This window comes from Planctellipticum variicoloris (assembly GCF_030622045.1).
In the GTDB taxonomy this organism is placed as follows: Bacteria; Planctomycetota; Planctomycetia; order Planctomycetales; family Planctomycetaceae; genus Planctellipticum; species Planctellipticum variicoloris.
Map to the genome: position 1 here is coordinate 7,023,660 of NZ_CP130886.1, position 16,906 is coordinate 7,040,565.

A 16,906-nucleotide genomic window follows, 5' to 3' on the forward strand; every position below is an offset into this window, starting at 1 on the left:
ATTCTCCGCATCCGATGAGCACAGAACGACTTGCGGCAGTTTCACCGGCGCGTCGCAGCGGAGTCCTGTTGACGGACCTTCAAAAAATCTTCACCAGGCCGCGCTGCATTCGGACTCCGACGGCGTCCAAAGGGTTAGAAGGATTGAATATCTCCGTCCCGCAAACGGACTTGACGACGCCACCGCCGACGGGCGCGATGCATTCGGACTGTAGAGGCCGCCGTGAGCGACTCCCCACAAACTGCCCGTCCCCTGGAAGACTACCGCGAATATCTCAGCCTTCTGGCGCGACTGCAACTTGGCGCACGGCTTCGATCGAAACTCGATGCTTCCGATGTCGTCCAGCAGGCGATTCTGCAGGCTCACACCGCCCGTGATCAGTTTCGCGGCGCCACCGAGGCCGAATGGCTCGGCTGGCTTCGCGCCATTCTCGCCAATGCCCTGGCAAGCTCCGCTCGCAGGTTTACCGCCGAAGCCCGTGATCTCGGTCGGGAGCGCTCGCTGGAAGTCGCGCTCGACCAGTCCGCTTCGCGACTCGCCTGCCTCCTCTCCGCCGACCAGACGTCGCCCAGCGCAGGCGCCGTCCGGGCGGAAGAGATTCTCGGACTCGCGCAGGCCATGGCGGCTCTCCCCGAAGATCAGCGCAGCGTCGTCGAACTCCACCACATCAAAGGGCTGCCGGTGGCCGAGGTCGCTGAAATCCTCGGTAAAAGTCGGCCAGCCGTCGCGGGCTTGCTGTTCCGCGCCTTGAAAACGCTCCGCAATCAACTGACCGACCGCGAAGGGAGTCAGGCATGACCGGCAATTCGCCCGACCCCGCCGTGCACGAGGATCAGCTCAATCAGGTTCTGCTGGAATACCTCGACGCCTGTCAGTCCGGCTTCCCCCCGGATCGGAACGAGCTCCTCGCTCGCTATCCCGAGCTGCGCACGGACCTGGAAGAGTTCTTTGCCGGGCATGACGCGGTTCAACGCGTCTCGGGCTCCTTGCGAGAAGTCCCCCCGGCCGCTGCTGAACCGCTGCTCGAAACCTTCGCCGGAGTTTCCGACATCGGCTTGCTGGGAGACTTCCGGCTGCTCCGCGAACTCGGACGCGGCGGTATGGGAGTCGTCTACGAAGCCGAGCAGATCTCGTTGCGCCGGCGCGTGGCATTGAAGATTCTCCCCTTCGTGTCGGCCCTCGACAATCGCCAGCTCCAGCGATTCAAGACGGAGGCCATGGCCGCCGCCCAGCTCCACCACACGAACATCGTCCCCGTCTACGCCGTCGGCTCCGAGCGCGGCGTCCATTTCTACGCGATGCAGCTCATTGAAGGCCGGTCGCTCGCCGCGGTAATCCGCGAACTGCGCGGCGACGCCGCAGACGAACCCAGCCACCAGTCGCTGGAGGCCACCGCGGCGTTTCACTCCGCCGTTACACAACGTGACTTCCCCGGAAGCCGGTCCACGATCCGGACGAACCGCGGTCGCGACAGCTTTCGCACCGCCGCCCGCATCGCGTCCCAGGTCGCTGACGCCCTGGAGTTCGCCCATGAGGCGGGCGTGATCCATCGCGACATCAAACCGGCCAACCTGCTGCTGGACGGCAAGGGCGCGATCTGGATCACCGACTTTGGACTGGCTCAGGTCGTGGCAGACGTCGGACTGACGCAGACGGGCGATCTGGTCGGCACGCTGCGCTATATGAGTCCGGAGCAGGCGTCCGGACGCCGCGTCCCCGTCGATCACCGGGCCGACGTCTACGCTCTGGGAGCCACTCTCTACGAACTGCTGACTCTGCAGCCAATCTTCACCGGCAGCGACCGAGGGACGCTGCTCAATCAGATCCTCAATGACGAGCCGAAGTCGCCGCGGAAGATCAACCGGGCCATTCCGATCGAGCTGGAAACCATTGTTCTCAAGGCGACCGCCAAGAGCCCCGCTGATCGCTATGCCACAGCCGGTCAGCTTGCGGCCGATCTGCGGCGGTATCTGGACGATCGGCCCATACATGCCCGTCGACCGACCGTGCTGGAACACGTCCGAAAGTGGATGCGACGCCATCCGGGAATTGTCGGCGGAACCCTGTTCCTCCTGGCCTGCGGGATGATCGGACTGAGCGTGACCACGGCGATCATTTCGCAGGAACACGTCGCCACCAAAGAGGCGCTCCGGAAAGCCGAAGTCCGGCTCACGCTCGCCCGCGGCGCCGCCGACGAAATGATCCGGCTCGCCGAACAGGAAATTCTGGCCGAAGGCCCCTTCGAGGAACGCCTGCGCAAGCAACTGCTGGGAACGGCCCTCGACCACTATCAAAAGTTCATTGAACAGCAGGGCGACGAACCCGCCGTGCAGGCCGAGCTTGCCGTCACTCGCGACCGAGTCGACCGGATCCTCCGCGACCTGGCGCTGCTGCAGTTCAGCCGTCACAGTTTTCTGCTGACCGTTGACGACGTATTGAACGATCTGGAAGCGACGCCGCAGCAGCGGCAGCAATTGAGCGACTTCAATCGCACGCAGAAGCGACCTCCGCCCCCTTTCCCTGGCGGACATCGCGAGCCGCTCTCGGACGATCGACGGGAACGGATGCTGGACGAGGCGCGAGAACAGGAGTCGGCGCTGGCGGCGATCTTGACCCGGACGCAGCTTCAGAGGCTCCATCAGATTGCTCTGCAGTTCGAAGGCCCCCACGCCCTGCTCGACTTCGATGTTGCAAAGAAACTCAGCCTCTCCGCGGAGCAGAAAGAAGAGATCCGCGAAATCCTCCTCAGCGGCATGCGGCAGTTCGGCGGTCAATTTGGTCCGGGGCCCCGGCCTTGGGAACGCCGCGACGACGATCAGATTCAGGAAGTCTTCGCACGCAGCGAGCGCGAAATGCTGGCTCTGCTGAATTCTGATCAACGCGCCCAGTGGCAATCGCTGACCGGGAAACCCTACCTCGGCCGCAAAATGCTGCCGGGCGGTTTCGGAGACGGTCCGGGAGGGCCGCCTCCCGGCGAACCACGTCGCGGACCGGCCCCCAGGCGACCTCAGAATCCGCCGAACGCTGCACCTCCGTCCTGACGTCTGAATGCCCTTAACATCGTTTGCCGATCGCTTCTCCCTTCCGAGAGTTCCCCCATGCTCCTGCTCTTCCGACAATTCGCGACGCCATCCCTGGGACTCGTCGTCCTGCTGGGATTGATCCTCGTCGCCACCGATCCCGACGCTGCTCACACGCAGGATTCACGACAGCCCCCGAATCAGCCCCGTGAACCCGGTCCGCAGGGACCACCCGGTAACGGCCCTCCGGGCGGATTTCCCTTCGGCCCTCCAGGCGGTTTTGCACCAGGTCCGGGCGGCCCAGGCGGCCCCGGTGGCGAGCGAAAAGTCGTCAACCAGTTCGACAAAGACGACGACGGTCGACTCAGCGACGACGAACGTCAGAAGGCCCGCGATTTCCTCAAGAAGGAACGCGAAGAACGGGGTGGCCGTGGCGGCTTCGGTCCGTTCAGCGGACCGGGAGGTCCGGGGGGCGGTCCCGGCGGACCGGGACGCGGTGGTTTCGGCCCTCCCGGCGGTTTCGGTCCCCCCGGCATGGGCGGGCGCGGAGATCGGGAGCCCCCCAAGCCTGGCCCGAAAGTGTCGCCCGCGGACGTCACCAGCTACCCCGACGCCGATCTCTATGAACCGACCATCCTGAGGACGCTGTTTCTCGAATTCGAACGCGACGACTGGGAGTCCGAACTGGCCGACTTCAATAACACCGACGTCGAACTCCCGGCGACGCTCGTCGTCGACGGTCAGCGCTATCCGGGCGTCGGCGTACACTTCCGCGGAAACTCGTCCTACATGATGGTTCCCGCCGGCTTCAAACGCTCTCTGAATGTCTCCGTCGACTTTACCGACGCCGATCAGCGCCTGTATGGCTGCAAAACGCTCAATCTGCTCAACGCGCACGAAGACGATTCGATGCTCGGCTCCGTCCTCTATTCGGAAATCGCTCGCCAGCATATTCCGGCCCCCAAGGCCAACCTCGTCAAGGTCGTCATCAACGGCGAGAGCTGGGGTGTCTACGCCAACGTCCAGCAGTTCAATAAGGAGTTTCTCGCGGAGAACTACGGCTCCACCGCAGGCGCCCGCTGGAAGGTCGGCGGCTCGCCGGGCGGCGGCGGCGGCCTCGAATTCGTCGGCACGAACATCGAAGACTATGAACGTCGCTACCAGATGAAGTCGGGCGGCAAGAAAGACTGGAAGGCACTGATCACCCTTTGCCGGACGCTCGACAAAACTCCGCCCGCCAAACTGGAAGCCGCCCTCGAACCGATACTCGACATCGACGGCGTCCTCTGGTTCCTGGCCCTCGACAACGCCCTCATCAATTGCGACGGCTACTGGATCCGCGCCAGCGACTACAGCCTGTATCTCGATCCAGACGGCAAGTTCCACATCATCCCCCACGACATGAACGAAGCCTTCCGCAGACCGATGGGGCCGGGGATGGGACCGGGAGGCCCGCGCGGTTTCGGACGCGGTGGTCCCGGCGGTCCTCAAGACGGCGGTCCCGGATTCGGACCCGGTCGCGGTCCCCAGGGCCAGGCTGGCGGACCACCCAATGGACGGGGCCCCGGACAGAACCCCGGCGCCCCGCAAAATGGACCGCAGGGACCGGCAGGGCAGGGAGGGGGACCAGGTGGCGGACCAAAAGGCCCCGGCGGACCATTCGGTCCGGGGGGATTCGGCGGCTTTGGCGGCCCGCCTCGTGGCGTCGACCTCGATCCATTGATCGGCCTCGATGATCCGCAGAAACCGCTGCGCAGCAAGCTGCTCGCCGTCCCGGCTCTCCGCGATCGATATCTGCAGCACGTCCGGACCATCGCCGAGGAATCGCTCGACTGGAAGCATCTCGGCCCGATCGTCGCCCGCTATCGGGCCCTGATTGAGACCGAGGTCGAGGCCGATACCCGCAAGCTGGGAACCTTCGCCGCCTTCCAGAAAGCCACCGCCGATACCGCGGTCGCGGAAAGCAAGGAGTCCCGGCAGAACGAGCCGCCGCGTCAAGGCTTCGGCCCGCCCCACAACGACCTGAGCCTGCGGGCCTTTGCCGACCAGCGACGGGAATATCTGCTCAATCTCCCCGCCGTGAAGTCGGCCGGCGAACCTGCGGCAAAGTCGACGAAGACCAGCCCGACAAGCACAAAGGGAAAGTAGCACTGCGGTCAATGGTCGCTCGTCGGATCGGCGCTCTGCCACCCGGAGGGCAGGCCCGATGGCGATTCATCCTCTTCGTCTGGCCGTCACAAGATTTCAGCCTCCGCCTGAGCTCCAGGAATTCCGACGCCATGTTCCTTCCTCCGTCTCCTTCCTCGCTGCTGTCCGCCGACCGGACGGAAGTGTCACACCCAGGCCCTACTGAAATCGTTTCGCCAGCCCTGGCTTCAAATCGCGGGGCCTGCGAACTGAAGTTCCTGGTCCCGGAATCCGTCGCGATGGAACTGGCTGTTCGGATTTCACAGGTCTTGGCGCTCGACGCGCACGCGGTCACAGGGGCAGGCTACCTCATCAACACTCTCTATCTCGACACTCCGCAGTTCGACATCTACCGCCGGATCGGCTGCTTCGGCCGCCGGAAATTCCGACTCCGTCGCTATGGATCCGAATCTCAGCTCTGGCTGGAGCAGAAACGCAAACAGTCGGGACGCGTCCGCAAACGACGAAATCCCGTTCCAGAAGCGGACATCGACTGGCTGACAACTTCGGAACTCGCAGGTCCTCATCCCGCCGACTGGTTTCGCCGCCGTTGCGTCACCCGCCAGCTTGGTCCGACCTGCCAGATCACATACCGGCGCCTCGCGTGGACTGGCGCGGCCGAAGACGGTCCGGTCCGTCTGACGATCGACGACGAGATCGTCGCCGCCCCCGCCCTGAGCTGGGAAGTTCCGGCGATGCCCCTCACCGGCCATCGACTGGTCGCCGGAAACCGCATCGTCGAAATGAAATTCTGCCAGACGCTTCCCACGCTGTTTCGAACGCTGATCCAGGACTTCCGCCTGGAAGTGACTTCGTACTCCAAATACCGCACCGCAATCAACGCGTGCGTCCCCCTCGCCCGCCAGGCCCATTGCGATCCGCTCGTTGATCGGACGAACTAGTACGCAATGAGCGGTATGTGAAAGCCTTCAACATCAACGCCTCCCCGCGCGGACGGAAAGCAGGTCGACTTCGATGCCCAAGTGGCTCTCGCTTTCGATGGACTCAACCTCCAGCGTCACCTGGCCGACGCTTACGGTCCGGCTCATGCCGGCAATTGCGTTCGGATTGATCGTTGCCGAGATTTACCGCAGAACCCGCGGCGCCTCGCGAATCGCCGCCTCCTTTCCCGGAACGCTGGTTCTGCTCTGCGTCCTGATCGCGATGGTGACTCAGGTCATCGGCGACAACGTGGCCCGCGCCTTCAGCCTCGTCGGGGCGCTCTCGATCGTCCGCTTCCGCACGGTCGTCCAGGACACCAAGGACACCGCCTTTGTCATCTTCGCCGTCGCGGTGGGGATGGCCATCGGCGCCGGCCAGCCGGCCGTCGCCCTGGGGGGAACGGTGGCAGTCGGCTTCGCGGCCTGGCTGCTTCGGGACCTTCCTCGACGGAACGACGGACTGGCGACGCATCCGTTTGAACTCGACATTCGCCTCGGCTGGTCGCCCGAAGTTGAGTCGCTGTTGAAGGCGACTCTGGCGCGTCACGCCCGCCACGTCGAAGCCATCGGCGCCGGCACCGCCAAGCAAGGGGCCGCCCTCAACCTGCAGTACCGGCTGCGAATTCCACACGACGCGTCGCTGTCCGCCCTGATCGCGGATCTGAACGCCATCGCAGGAGTTCAGGCCGTCGAGCTGCGACAACCGCGAAGCGACGGGTAAGCTTCCCGGACTCCGCGACGATCAGGGCGCCGCGCCGATCGACTGACTTGCCGGGGTGTTTCGACTCGATGCCGCAGGCGCCACGACCGGAAGCGAAGGCTCGTCCGTCCGCATTTCCTCGATCCGTCTGCGGTAAGCCGAGAGCAGATCGCTCCGTGTGACAATGCCGACAATCTGATGCGGCACGCCTCGTCGCACGACCGGCAGCCGTCCGATGTTGTGATTGACCAGGTGATCGACCGCCTGTCGCACCGTGCAGTCGTCATACACGAACTTCACAATTCCCGATATAACCTCCGCCAGCGTCTCGTCGGACTTGTCGAGGGACGCTAGATCGCGGCGGGTGATGACCCCCACCAGCAACCCGGCAGCATTGACCACCGGATAGCCCTGGTGCTGCGTTTCGGCGCCGCCCGACGCCATCCATTTGCGGACATCGCCAATCGTCTGATCGACGCGCAGCGTCGTCACGGGACTCCGGGCGATTTCGGCGACCAGAATCTGATCCAGCGGATCGGAAACGTACTCGGACGGTGTCCGTACGCCGCGACGGGAGATCTTCTCCGTCATGATCGAATTCTTCATCAGCAGCGTCGCGACGAGATACGCCATGGCGCAGCCTCCAAGCAACGGCAGCAGTCCAAGGGGCTCCAGCGTCGTCTCGAACGCAAACACGGCCGACGCCAGCAGGGCCCTCGATGCTCCGGAGAACGTTGCCGCCATACCGACGAGTGCTGCGACCCGTACGTCAATTCCCGCAGTCGGAAACAGTGCGACCGCAGCCGCTCCGCCGAGCGCTCCCAACCCGCCGCCAATCGTGAACAACGGCGCAAGGGTCCCTCCCGATGTTCCGCTGCCGAGAGAAATGACCCAGGAGAGAAACTTGAGCAGACACAGCCCGGTGACAGCACTCACCGTCAGCCGGTTCGAGATAATGTCGCTGATATTGCTGTAGCCGACTCCGAGAGTCCGCGGCTCGAAGCAGCCGATCACACCAACCGCAACGGCCCCGATGGCCGGCCACCACATCCAGTGAATCGGCAGCCGCTCGAACAGATCTTCAACCCCGTAAACGACTCGCGTAATCAGGACCGCCGCCACTCCCATCAGCCCACCCAGCAGAATGTAGAATGCCATGGCCGCAACACCGGGAGGCGCCAGATGCGGCATCGCGAAGACCGGTTCGCTGCCGACGAACGCCAGCCGCAGACCGGCGGAAGTCACGCTGGCCAGCGCGACCGGCACGATCGATCTCGGACGGAACTCAAACAGCAACAGTTCGACAGCCAGCAGGACCGCCGAAACTGGGCTCCCGAAAATCGCCGACATCCCGGCAGCAGCACCGGCGGCTAGCAATGTTTTGCGTTCCTGGGTCGAAACTGTCAGCCACTGTCCCAGTGTCGAACCCAGCGCGCTGCCGGTCGCGATGATCGGGCCTTCGGCCCCGAACGGCCCTCCGGTCCCGATGGAAATCGCGGCCGAAAGTGGCTTAAGGATTGTCATGCGAGGGGGAATTCGACTCTGGTTGGTCAGAATCTGCTCCATCGCCTCGGGAATTCCGTGCCCTCGAATCGCCGCCGACCCATATCTCGCCATAACGCCGACGATCAGCGCGCCAACGACGGGGATGCCGATTACCAGAAATCCGAGTTGATGGTCCGCCGGAGAGACTTCCTGCAGCGAGAACCGCCCAAAGAACGCCAGATTGGTAATACCGGCAATCAGCCCGACCAGGATCTGAGCCGCCAGCGCAGCAGCAAGGCCCAATCCGATGGCCAGCAGGCAGATCAGCACAACGCGTCGATCAACCAGCGAGCGTTCCTGCGGCGTGGCGTCCGTTGACATTCGACAAGTCCTGCATTCTCAAAGGGGGATCGTCAAGGTGTTCGGTCAAGTCCGAGAGGCGCTCGGCCACTCGCGTGGTGAGTTATTGCCAGTTCGCCCGACAGATCGAAGTATGATTCCCGGTCGGCTGACGATCTTGTAACAAAAGGGGGCGGATGAGCATGTTCACACGACCTCTTCGATTCCTGCAAGCGATGAGTCCTCAAACCCGGACCGCGGTCGTACTCCCGTCACTCGCCGGGCAGCCAGCGCGCAAACTTTCCGCAGAATGGGAAGCATCCCAGGTCGGCCAGAAATCCGCGGCGTCTCGACAGCCTGCCTGCCGGGCCGATATCGTAACGGCGGATTTGTCTTCTATCGAATTCCTTGAGATCCCTCCGGAGTTTGTCATGCGGCTGTCTGTCCGTAGTTGTGCGCTGGCCTGGCTCGTCCCCGCGGTGGCCTTCGCCCAGGCCCCCGCTCCCGAGAAAGTCATGCCGGAGACGCGCTTCGACGCCGTGACCTATAAATCTCCCGAAGGCGGCGAACTTCCCTACCGACTGCTCAAGCCCAAAGCTGCCCCCCCCGGACAGAAGTTCCCCCTCGTCGTCTTTCTCCACGGCGCCGGAGAACGGGGGGTCGATAACACCATTCAGCTCATCCACGGCATGGCCGACCTGGCCACCGACGCCATGATGCAGCGTCACCCGGCGTACGTCATTGCCCCCCAATGTCCTGCCGACCAGCAATGGGTCGACACTCCCTGGACCGCTGACAGCCACACCATGCCCGCGCAGCCCACCCCTGCGCTCAGGATGGTTCAGGAACTGATCGGCTCGCTGGAAAAGGAATTCCCGATCGACACCGGCAGGATCTACATCACCGGCCTCTCGATGGGGGGCTTCGGCGCCTGGGATCTCCTGCAGCGACAGCCCGAACGCTTTGCCGCCGCCGTCCCCATCTGCGGCGGAGGCGACCCCGCGTTCGCCCCGAAGCTCAAGACCGTGCCGATCTGGGCCTTTCACGGCGACGCAGACGCCACCGTTAAGGTGATCCGCTCGCGCGAAATGATCGCCGCCCTCAAAGCCGCCGGCGGCAGACCCGTCTACACGGAATACGAAGGCGTCGCTCACAACTCCTGGACGGCGACTTACGGCAATCGCCTCGTCTGGGACTGGGTCTTCGCCCAGTCCCGCTGAGTCTCCCCCCGCCGCACCGTCGTTCTGCACCACGAAGCACGAAGGAAGAGGTCTCCTCAATGCGCACTCTGATTCTTTTCACCGCGCTGGTCGCGATCAGCGCCGTTCCCGGGCTCTCTGCGGAGAAACTGCCGGCGCTGATTGTCGACGGGCAGAACAATCACGGCGTCTGGCCCAAAACCACGCAGATGATGAAAAAGTACCTCGAAGAATCGGGACTCTTCGCAGTCGACGTCGCCACCACGGCCCCCAAGGGGATCGATCCCGATTTCCATCCGGATTTCGCAAAGTACAAAGTCGTCGTCTCCAACTACAACGGCGCCCCCTGGCCCGAAGCGACTCAGAATGCCTTCGCCGACTACGTGCGCAACGGCGGCGGCTTCGTCGTCGTTCATGCGGCGGACAACTCCTTCCCCGAGTGGCCCGAGTACAACCAGATGATCGGCCTGGGAGGCTGGGGCGGCCGGAATGAGAAAAGCGGCCCGTACGTCTATTTGAGCAAAGAGGGAGAGGTCATTCGCAACGAAGAACCCGGCTCGGGCGGGCACCACGGTTCTCAGCATGACTTTTCCGTCGTCGTCCGCGACTCGAACCACCCGATCACGAAGGGCATGCCCCGCGAATGGATGCATGTCAAGGACGAGCTTTACGACAAACTCCGCGGACCCGCCGGCCGAATGAAAGTCCTCGCGACCGCCTATGCCGACCCCGCCACAGGCGGCTCCGGCCGGCACGAGCCGATGATCTTCACGATCGACTTCGGCAAAGGGCGCGTGTTCCATACGCCGATGGGTCACGCCGACTATTCGCAGGAGTGCGTCGGCTTCATCGCGACGCTGCAGCGCGGGACCGAATGGGCCGCCACCGGCAGCGTGACGCAGCCTTTGCCGCAGGATTTTCCGACCGCGACCGCGCTCAGCAAGCGCGCATGGGGCGAATAGATTCGTAACGTACGCGACGGCAGCCGCCCGCAGTGCCGCGCGAAGACCTTGCGGTCGACGTCTCAATCGCCGGCCACAAATATGAGTCGAGTCTCTGGTCCCCGCGCCCTCCGTTTTTGGTGGGAGGGGCGGGAGGCTGGGGTCGGCGAGCGTCGCGGGCGGATGGGGCTTGCGTCAGCGCAGACGCACTCCGAATTGACTGGCATATGAATTGCCTGAGACGTTCGTCGGTACGCGGAGTCGCATGTCCCGATGATGTCGGTGTGATGGCTTGTGACACAGCGGATTGCACGCCGCCCTGGTTTGTTGGAACGGTCAGCACCAGAGTCACACGCTAACGCGGGCAGCGCTCTACGCCTGGTTTGCAGGCGTTTGCGCCGGGATTCCGGGCTGACCGGAGGGTTCGCTCTGAGAATCCTGAATTTTTGATTGGATTTCAGAACGTTGCGTGAGTAGATTTGGATGGATCAAGCGTCGGCCATTCTGGCCGGGAAGTTTCTTCTGCAATTCAGTGATCGCAATTTCGCGACTTTTCTCAGCGTCGTTCGCCGCCCGTGATATCGGCGGTAATTTCTAGGTTTGAGTCATCTCACTTCGAATCGGGAGTCAGCTCATGCGCACGCATCGTCGCGGTTTCACTCTGATCGAGCTGCTGGTCGTGATCGCGATCATCGCGATCCTGATCGCGTTGTTGCTGCCGGCCGTCCAGCAGGCCCGCGAGGCGGCCCGCCGCACGCAGTGCCGCAATAACCTGAAGCAAATCGGGTTGGCACTGCACAACTATCACGACACGCACAGCATTTTCCCGTACTCGACGATGAACGATGGCGCTATGACCGCCTCGACAACCCAACGAAACATTTTGGGAAGTCGTGCCTTGAATCATCGGGGCTGGTCGCTGCTGCTCCCGTACATTGATCAGTCTCCGCTCTACAATCAGATCAACTTCAGCGAGCCCGCGGCCGCTTTCAACACTCCCTGGACATTCAGTACCGATCCGTTCGTAAACGGAAACGCACGAGCTATCTCGAGGTCGTTGCCGGCGTTCCTCTGCCCGAGCGATAACGGCGATCCGTTCTTTCGCACCGCAAGCATTCACTATCAGATTTCGACACAGGCTCAGGCGGCGGGACTGTTTGGGGCCAAGACCTCCTACGACTTCAATGTGGACAGGTATTCAAGCAGCCAGGGTTTCTATGATGAGCTGAATCGCCTAACACGCAGAATGTTCGGGGTCAATAACTCGGCGCGCATTCGCGATATTACCGACGGCACCAGCAATACGGTTGCCGTCGCTGAGGGCACGCTCGACGTCCGCAACGGGATCGCCAACACGTGGGGCTATTCGAAGTGGGTCGGCAACGGCATTGATTTCGGTTACGCCAACGGAATCAATTGGTGGCCGTGCTGCTCCTGGGCTCCTCCCATGACTTCGATTCCGGGTCGGCTCTCCGATTGGGGAACTCCGGGCAGTACTCACACGGGGGGCGCACATGCCCTGATGGCCGATGGTTCTGTCCGGTTCTTCAGCGAGAATCTCAATCGAACCACACAATTGCGGTTGGCCCAGATTTCTGACGGCAATCCGCTGGGTGATTTCTAAGAGTTTTCCCGGCCGTCTGTCTCATTGCCATCAGATTCATTCACGGTGCTGCCATGAGCACAACCGGGTGAATCCCCGGCTTGCGGGATTCACCCGGTTTTCTTCGGAGATTGCTCGCATGTTGATGTGGAAATGCCCGCGGACTCTTTCTCTGCTAGCGGCAGGAACTCTGGTCGGTTTCGTCGGCTGTAGCGGCGGTTCAACGGTGCCTAAGCTCGCTCCGGTGACTGGCGTCGTCAGCATCGAAGGGACCCCGACAGCTGGTGTGACGGTGATTTTTACGCCCATGGGGGACACCAAGACGACTGGCGGATCTGGCGTGACGGTCGCTGACGGAAAATTTGAACTCTTGCACCGCAGCGGCAAACCGGGTGTCGAGCCGGGTCAGTACGCGGTGACATTTTCTCGAATGGTTCTGAGGGACGGTTCTCCCATCCCCGCCGGGAAGAGTCCGATCGAAGTGGATGCCAAGGAGTCCATCCCTGGCCGGTTTCAGGATCCCTCCAATCCAGCCCACACAGCCACGGTCAGTCCGGAGGGTGGCTCCTTCGAATTTGGGATTGGGGCTCCCAAGAAGTAGTTTAAGCGGGATGGATGCCGCTTCCTGATAGGACCGCGGGATTCATCAATCCGTTCGGACCTTTTCCTATCCATTGCTGCCCGTGGACCGGCTCTGTGGCTGGTCCCCAGGCAGTGGATTGTGCTGGATCCTCATAACGACGCAATTCTGAGCGGGACGTGAGTGTCGTGGTCGGCAGCGCCCCCCGCGGAAGTGAATCGTCATTATCGCCTCGCGGATCGCCGCCGCTCTATCGCCTGGCCTTGGTGCTGTTGGTGCTGCTGGTCTATGGCCAGACTTGGCGGTTTGAGTTTCTCAAGCTTGACGACAACCAATATGTCACCGAGAACCCGTATGTCCTGGCGGGTTTGTCGCTCGATTCCATTCGCTGGGCGTTCGCGCCTTCCGGCTATGCCGCGAACTGGCATCCACTGACCTGGCTTTCGCTCATGCTCGACTCCGAGTTATTCGGTCTCTGGGCAGGCGGTTATCATATTACAAATGTCGTGTTGCATGCGCTGAACAGCCTGCTCGTCTTCGGCTTATTCTGCCGGCTCGCGAATTCGCCCAGACGAAGCTTCATGGTCGCGGCTCTCTTCGCAGTGCACCCCCTCCACGTGGAATCGGTCGCCTGGATCACCGAGCGCAAAGATGTACTGAGTACCCTGTTCGCCCTCTTGTCGCTGAACGCTTACGTGCGATTCATCGAGCGGCGGCAAGCCAGTCATTATTTGTGGGCCTGGTGCTGCCTGCTGCTCAGCCTGTTGAGCAAGCAAATGTTCGTGACACTCCCTTGCGTCTACCTGTTGCTGGATTTCTGGCCGCTCCGTCGGTTGTCGCCGGAAATTCAGGCAGGGCAGCCGCCACTCTCCCCCCAGGCCGGTGTTCCCCATGTGAAGCTGTGGGCGTTGGTTGCCGAGAAGGTTCCGTTCGCCGTGTTGAGCGCCGGATTCTGCCTCATCGCCGTCTGGGCGCAGACGGCCGGCGAAGCGCTCGCGGACCTGCAAGAACTCCCGTTGCTCGACCGGCTCAATAACGCAGTTGTCAGCTGTGCCATTTACCTGTGGCAGACAATCTGGCCGATCAACCTGGCGATCTTTTATCCTTACCCTCCGGCCGGCAAGAGCGCCTGGGAGGTCGGCGCATGCCTGCTGTTGTTGTTGGCGATAACCGGCGGAGCACTCTACCAGTCTCGACGTCGGCCCTACCTGTTGATGGGGTGGCTCTGGTACCTGATCACGCTGCTGCCCGTCATCGGGATCGTGCAGGTCGGAGAGCAGGCACACGCCGACCGTTACATGTACTTTCCACTGATCGGGCCCGCCCTGTCCGGAACATGGTGGCTGGCGGAGGTCCTCTCAGCACGGGGTGGCAGCGTGCGTGTCACCTGGCTGACGGCAACCGCTGTCCTGTTCGTGACTGGCAGCCTCGCCTGGATGCAGACTCGATACTGGCACGATTCCATCACTCTGTTCCGCCATACGCTGCGAGTCACGGACGATAACTGGCTGGCTCACGCAACCCTGGCCTCCGCGCTGATGGATGCGCCGACTCCGGACCACTTCCACGAGGCCGAGAGCCACTTGCGCGAGTCCCTGCGAATCAAGCCGAACTACGTAACCGCACATTACAATATGGCGTTAGTTTTGAGCGACCTTGGCGACCTGTCGCGTGCCAACGTGCATTTCCGGGAAACGCTGGCGCTGAAGCCGGAACACATCCGAGCCCGGCTGCTGTTGTGCCTCAACCTCAAGCGGCTGGGATTGTCGGAGGAGTTGGCCAAAGAACGAGCGGAGTTAGAAACTCATCAGGAATCGCTCCCCGCAGAGTTACGATCCGCGCTAGATGCTTTGTAATCCCGCTCAGTCGCACCTACGGCCGCTGCCGCAAAAGTTTCACCGCGACCGGAATCTGCGGGGCGGCTGCGACGGCGAACTCGCCGTCCAGAATTTCCGTCACCCCGTCTTCACCAATTGGAACCAGGGCTTCCAAGGCGTATCGCCGGGGAATCTCGCTGTTCATCCATTCGAACAGGAGTCGCGGAGCCGTGGGACGATACAGCCACGAACTCGGCACGGTGACCACAGCCACAAGCTGCGGTTCAACAGCTTCGATCTCATCGATCATCTGCCGCTGCATTGACTCTGCGAACTCGTGCTGTTCGGTCATGGGGTACATGTACAAAAACCCGGTGGCCGAGCGACGACGGGCGAGAAATAGAATCTGCGGCTCCGACCCGAACATCGCCACGCGAGCCGACGGAGGCGTAGATTTTTCGATGTATTCAGCAATGGCCGCAGACTCAGGGAAGGGATTGTCGCCGTACATCAGCCTCGAGATCTTCTCGAGCGGCAGTCGAAACAGCACATCGCTGTCGGCGTACAGGCTCCACGAAAGGCTGGAGATCACCAGCACCAGCGGCACTACGGAACGTCCCCACTGTCGAAGAGTCTGTGACAGAAGATCGATGGCAGACCCGCCGGCAAACGCCACGCTGGGTAGCAAAAATAGAAAATAGTGTTCGCGAAAATAGAGTCCCGGGCACACCGCGAGAAAGCTGAAGACCACAAAGAGCACGAGGAAAACACCCCGCGTCGCTCGATCCGTACTGCGCAGCGATGCGTAGATCCCCACGATGGCGAGGAGCAACGCAGGCCACGCGAACATCGCGATCGGAACGGCCGTCAACAGAAACAGGTCAATACCCGCAGACCACGAAACCTGCGACACATACTCCCGCGGATACTCCACGGTCCAACGCCAGAAATTGTCGAACGTCCCCGCCGCGACCATCCACACCCACAGCACCCCATAAAGCAGCAGCGGACCAGCGAGAAACCCCATGACTCGCGCCACGAACTGACGCGGCGCGGCAAATCCGGTCATTCGCCAGGACCAGGCCATCCATGTCAGTGCGAACACGAGGAACACGACCGCCGTCTGCTTCATGAGAAATGCCAACCCGAAACAGAGCCCGGCCCCACAAACCGTCAGCGGTCGATCTCGCGTTTCGTCTCGCTGCAGAAGCCAGATCCCCGCCAGCGCTGGCAAAAGCACAAAGTGCTCGGCATTGGCCATAAATCCATGAACCGTGTGTCCCACGGACACGACGGCAAATATCGCTGCTGCGGCCACCGCTCCAGTTCGGCTGGACCACTGTCGTCCGAGCCAGTAGATCAGGATCACGGAAGCCAGATTCACGAGGACGAGTCCGCCGCGAATCGCCTCGACAGAATGACCGAACACGGCCAGCAGCCCGGCATAAGCCGCGTGAATCCCCGGCAGCTTCATCGTGTACGCTTCAGCATAGGGCGGAACGCCCTGCAGCATCAGCCAGCCGATATACGCATACTCTCCCTCGTCACGTTCAAGGGGCAGGGCCAGCAACCGAATCCGCAGGAGCACGGCTCCCAGCAGAACGATCAGCATCAGGCCGAACGCGACGCGAGACGAGATATCCGTTGAAGAATCCATCGAATCACGGAGCATCGTTCTCGAAGTCCTCAACGCGATCATCCACGATGATCAGGAGTTTTCTCGTCAGTACGCAAGACTCGAGCGATTCACTCGAGTCTTGTTGCAGGACTGGTCAGCGGATCGACCGGGGATCCGCCAACGGCCACGTTCCGCCAGCGCGGCACAGTCATCATTTCTCGATTGCCAATCGCTGGAAGTCCCCACGAATGACGGCTCCGTCGCCGTTGCCGAAATTCTGCCGACTGATTAGCAGCACGAAAATCCTCTGCTTGCCCGGATCAATCCAGCCCAGTGTTCCGAACGCTCCGCCATGACCAAATGAGCCGGACGACAGCGAAGCCGACACGCCTTGCGGCTCACGAACGGCCGCATTTCTCACCGCGTTTCCAACAGAAACCGCCCCGTTCGACGTCAGTGAGTTTGCGAAGACACGC

11 protein-coding genes are annotated in these 16,906 nt (G+C 62.2%); 9 read left to right on the top strand and 2 right to left on the bottom strand.

All coding sequences use genetic code 11. The annotated features are described in order from the left end of the window. Nucleotides 1–222 precede the first annotated feature (222 nt). The 5 genes from SH412_RS27545 (at nucleotide 223) to SH412_RS27565 (ending at nucleotide 6,869) form a co-directional block, all read left to right on the top strand. The gene (locus SH412_RS27545) at nucleotides 223–798 is read left to right on the top strand and encodes a sigma-70 family RNA polymerase sigma factor (protein WP_336521252.1); all 576 of its coding nucleotides are present in this window, start codon (nucleotides 223–225) and stop codon (nucleotides 796–798) included. Then, nucleotides 795–3,041, top strand: coding sequence for a serine/threonine protein kinase (locus SH412_RS27550; RefSeq protein WP_336521253.1), 2,247 nt, complete (start codon nucleotides 795–797; stop codon nucleotides 3,039–3,041). The genes SH412_RS27545 and SH412_RS27550 overlap by 4 nt, the downstream gene beginning before the upstream one ends. Nucleotides 3,042–3,098: 57 nt before the next feature. Next, nucleotides 3,099–5,168 (top strand): CotH kinase family protein, encoded by a 2,070-nt coding sequence (locus SH412_RS27555; protein WP_336521254.1) that lies wholly within the window; start codon nucleotides 3,099–3,101, stop codon nucleotides 5,166–5,168. A 131-nt stretch (nucleotides 5,169–5,299) separates the two neighbouring features. Beyond that, nucleotides 5,300–6,109, top strand: a complete 810-nt coding sequence (locus SH412_RS27560; protein ID WP_336521255.1) for a polyphosphate polymerase domain-containing protein — start codon at nucleotides 5,300–5,302, stop codon at nucleotides 6,107–6,109. Nucleotides 6,110–6,182: 73 nt separating this feature from the next. Beyond that, nucleotides 6,183–6,869, top strand: a complete 687-nt coding sequence (locus tag SH412_RS27565; protein ID WP_336521256.1) for a DUF4956 domain-containing protein — start codon at nucleotides 6,183–6,185, stop codon at nucleotides 6,867–6,869. A 21-nt stretch (nucleotides 6,870–6,890) separates the two neighbouring features. Here SH412_RS27565 and SH412_RS27570 read toward each other — a convergent pair whose 3' ends face one another. After that, on the bottom strand, nucleotides 6,891–8,714 hold the full coding sequence (locus tag SH412_RS27570; protein WP_336521257.1) for a chloride channel protein: 1,824 nt from the start codon (nucleotides 8,712–8,714) through the stop codon (nucleotides 6,891–6,893). Between the two features lie 389 nt (nucleotides 8,715–9,103). Between SH412_RS27570 and SH412_RS27575 the strand changes: the two genes are divergently transcribed. The 4 genes from SH412_RS27575 (at nucleotide 9,104) to SH412_RS27590 (ending at nucleotide 14,851) form a co-directional block, all read left to right on the top strand. Then, nucleotides 9,104–9,892 carry a carboxylesterase family protein gene (locus tag SH412_RS27575; protein ID WP_336521258.1) on the top strand — a complete coding sequence of 263 codons (789 nt, stop codon included), beginning with the start codon at nucleotides 9,104–9,106 and terminating at the stop codon, nucleotides 9,890–9,892. 59 nt (nucleotides 9,893–9,951) lie between these two features. Next, entirely contained in the window at nucleotides 9,952–10,833 is an 882-nt protein-coding gene (locus SH412_RS27580) for a ThuA domain-containing protein (RefSeq protein ID WP_336521259.1), read from the top strand. A 613-nt stretch (nucleotides 10,834–11,446) separates the two neighbouring features. Next, on the top strand, nucleotides 11,447–12,436 hold the full coding sequence (locus SH412_RS27585) for a DUF1559 domain-containing protein (protein WP_336521260.1): 990 nt from the start codon (nucleotides 11,447–11,449) through the stop codon (nucleotides 12,434–12,436). Between the two features lie 747 nt (nucleotides 12,437–13,183). Continuing rightward, on the top strand, nucleotides 13,184–14,851 hold the full coding sequence (locus SH412_RS27590) for a tetratricopeptide repeat protein (protein ID WP_336521261.1): 1,668 nt from the start codon (nucleotides 13,184–13,186) through the stop codon (nucleotides 14,849–14,851). A 16-nt stretch (nucleotides 14,852–14,867) separates the two neighbouring features. Here SH412_RS27590 and SH412_RS27595 read toward each other — a convergent pair whose 3' ends face one another. Then, nucleotides 14,868–16,484, bottom strand: coding sequence for an ArnT family glycosyltransferase (locus SH412_RS27595; RefSeq protein WP_336521262.1), 1,617 nt, complete (start codon nucleotides 16,482–16,484; stop codon nucleotides 14,868–14,870). Between the last annotated feature and the right edge of the window lie 422 nt (nucleotides 16,485–16,906).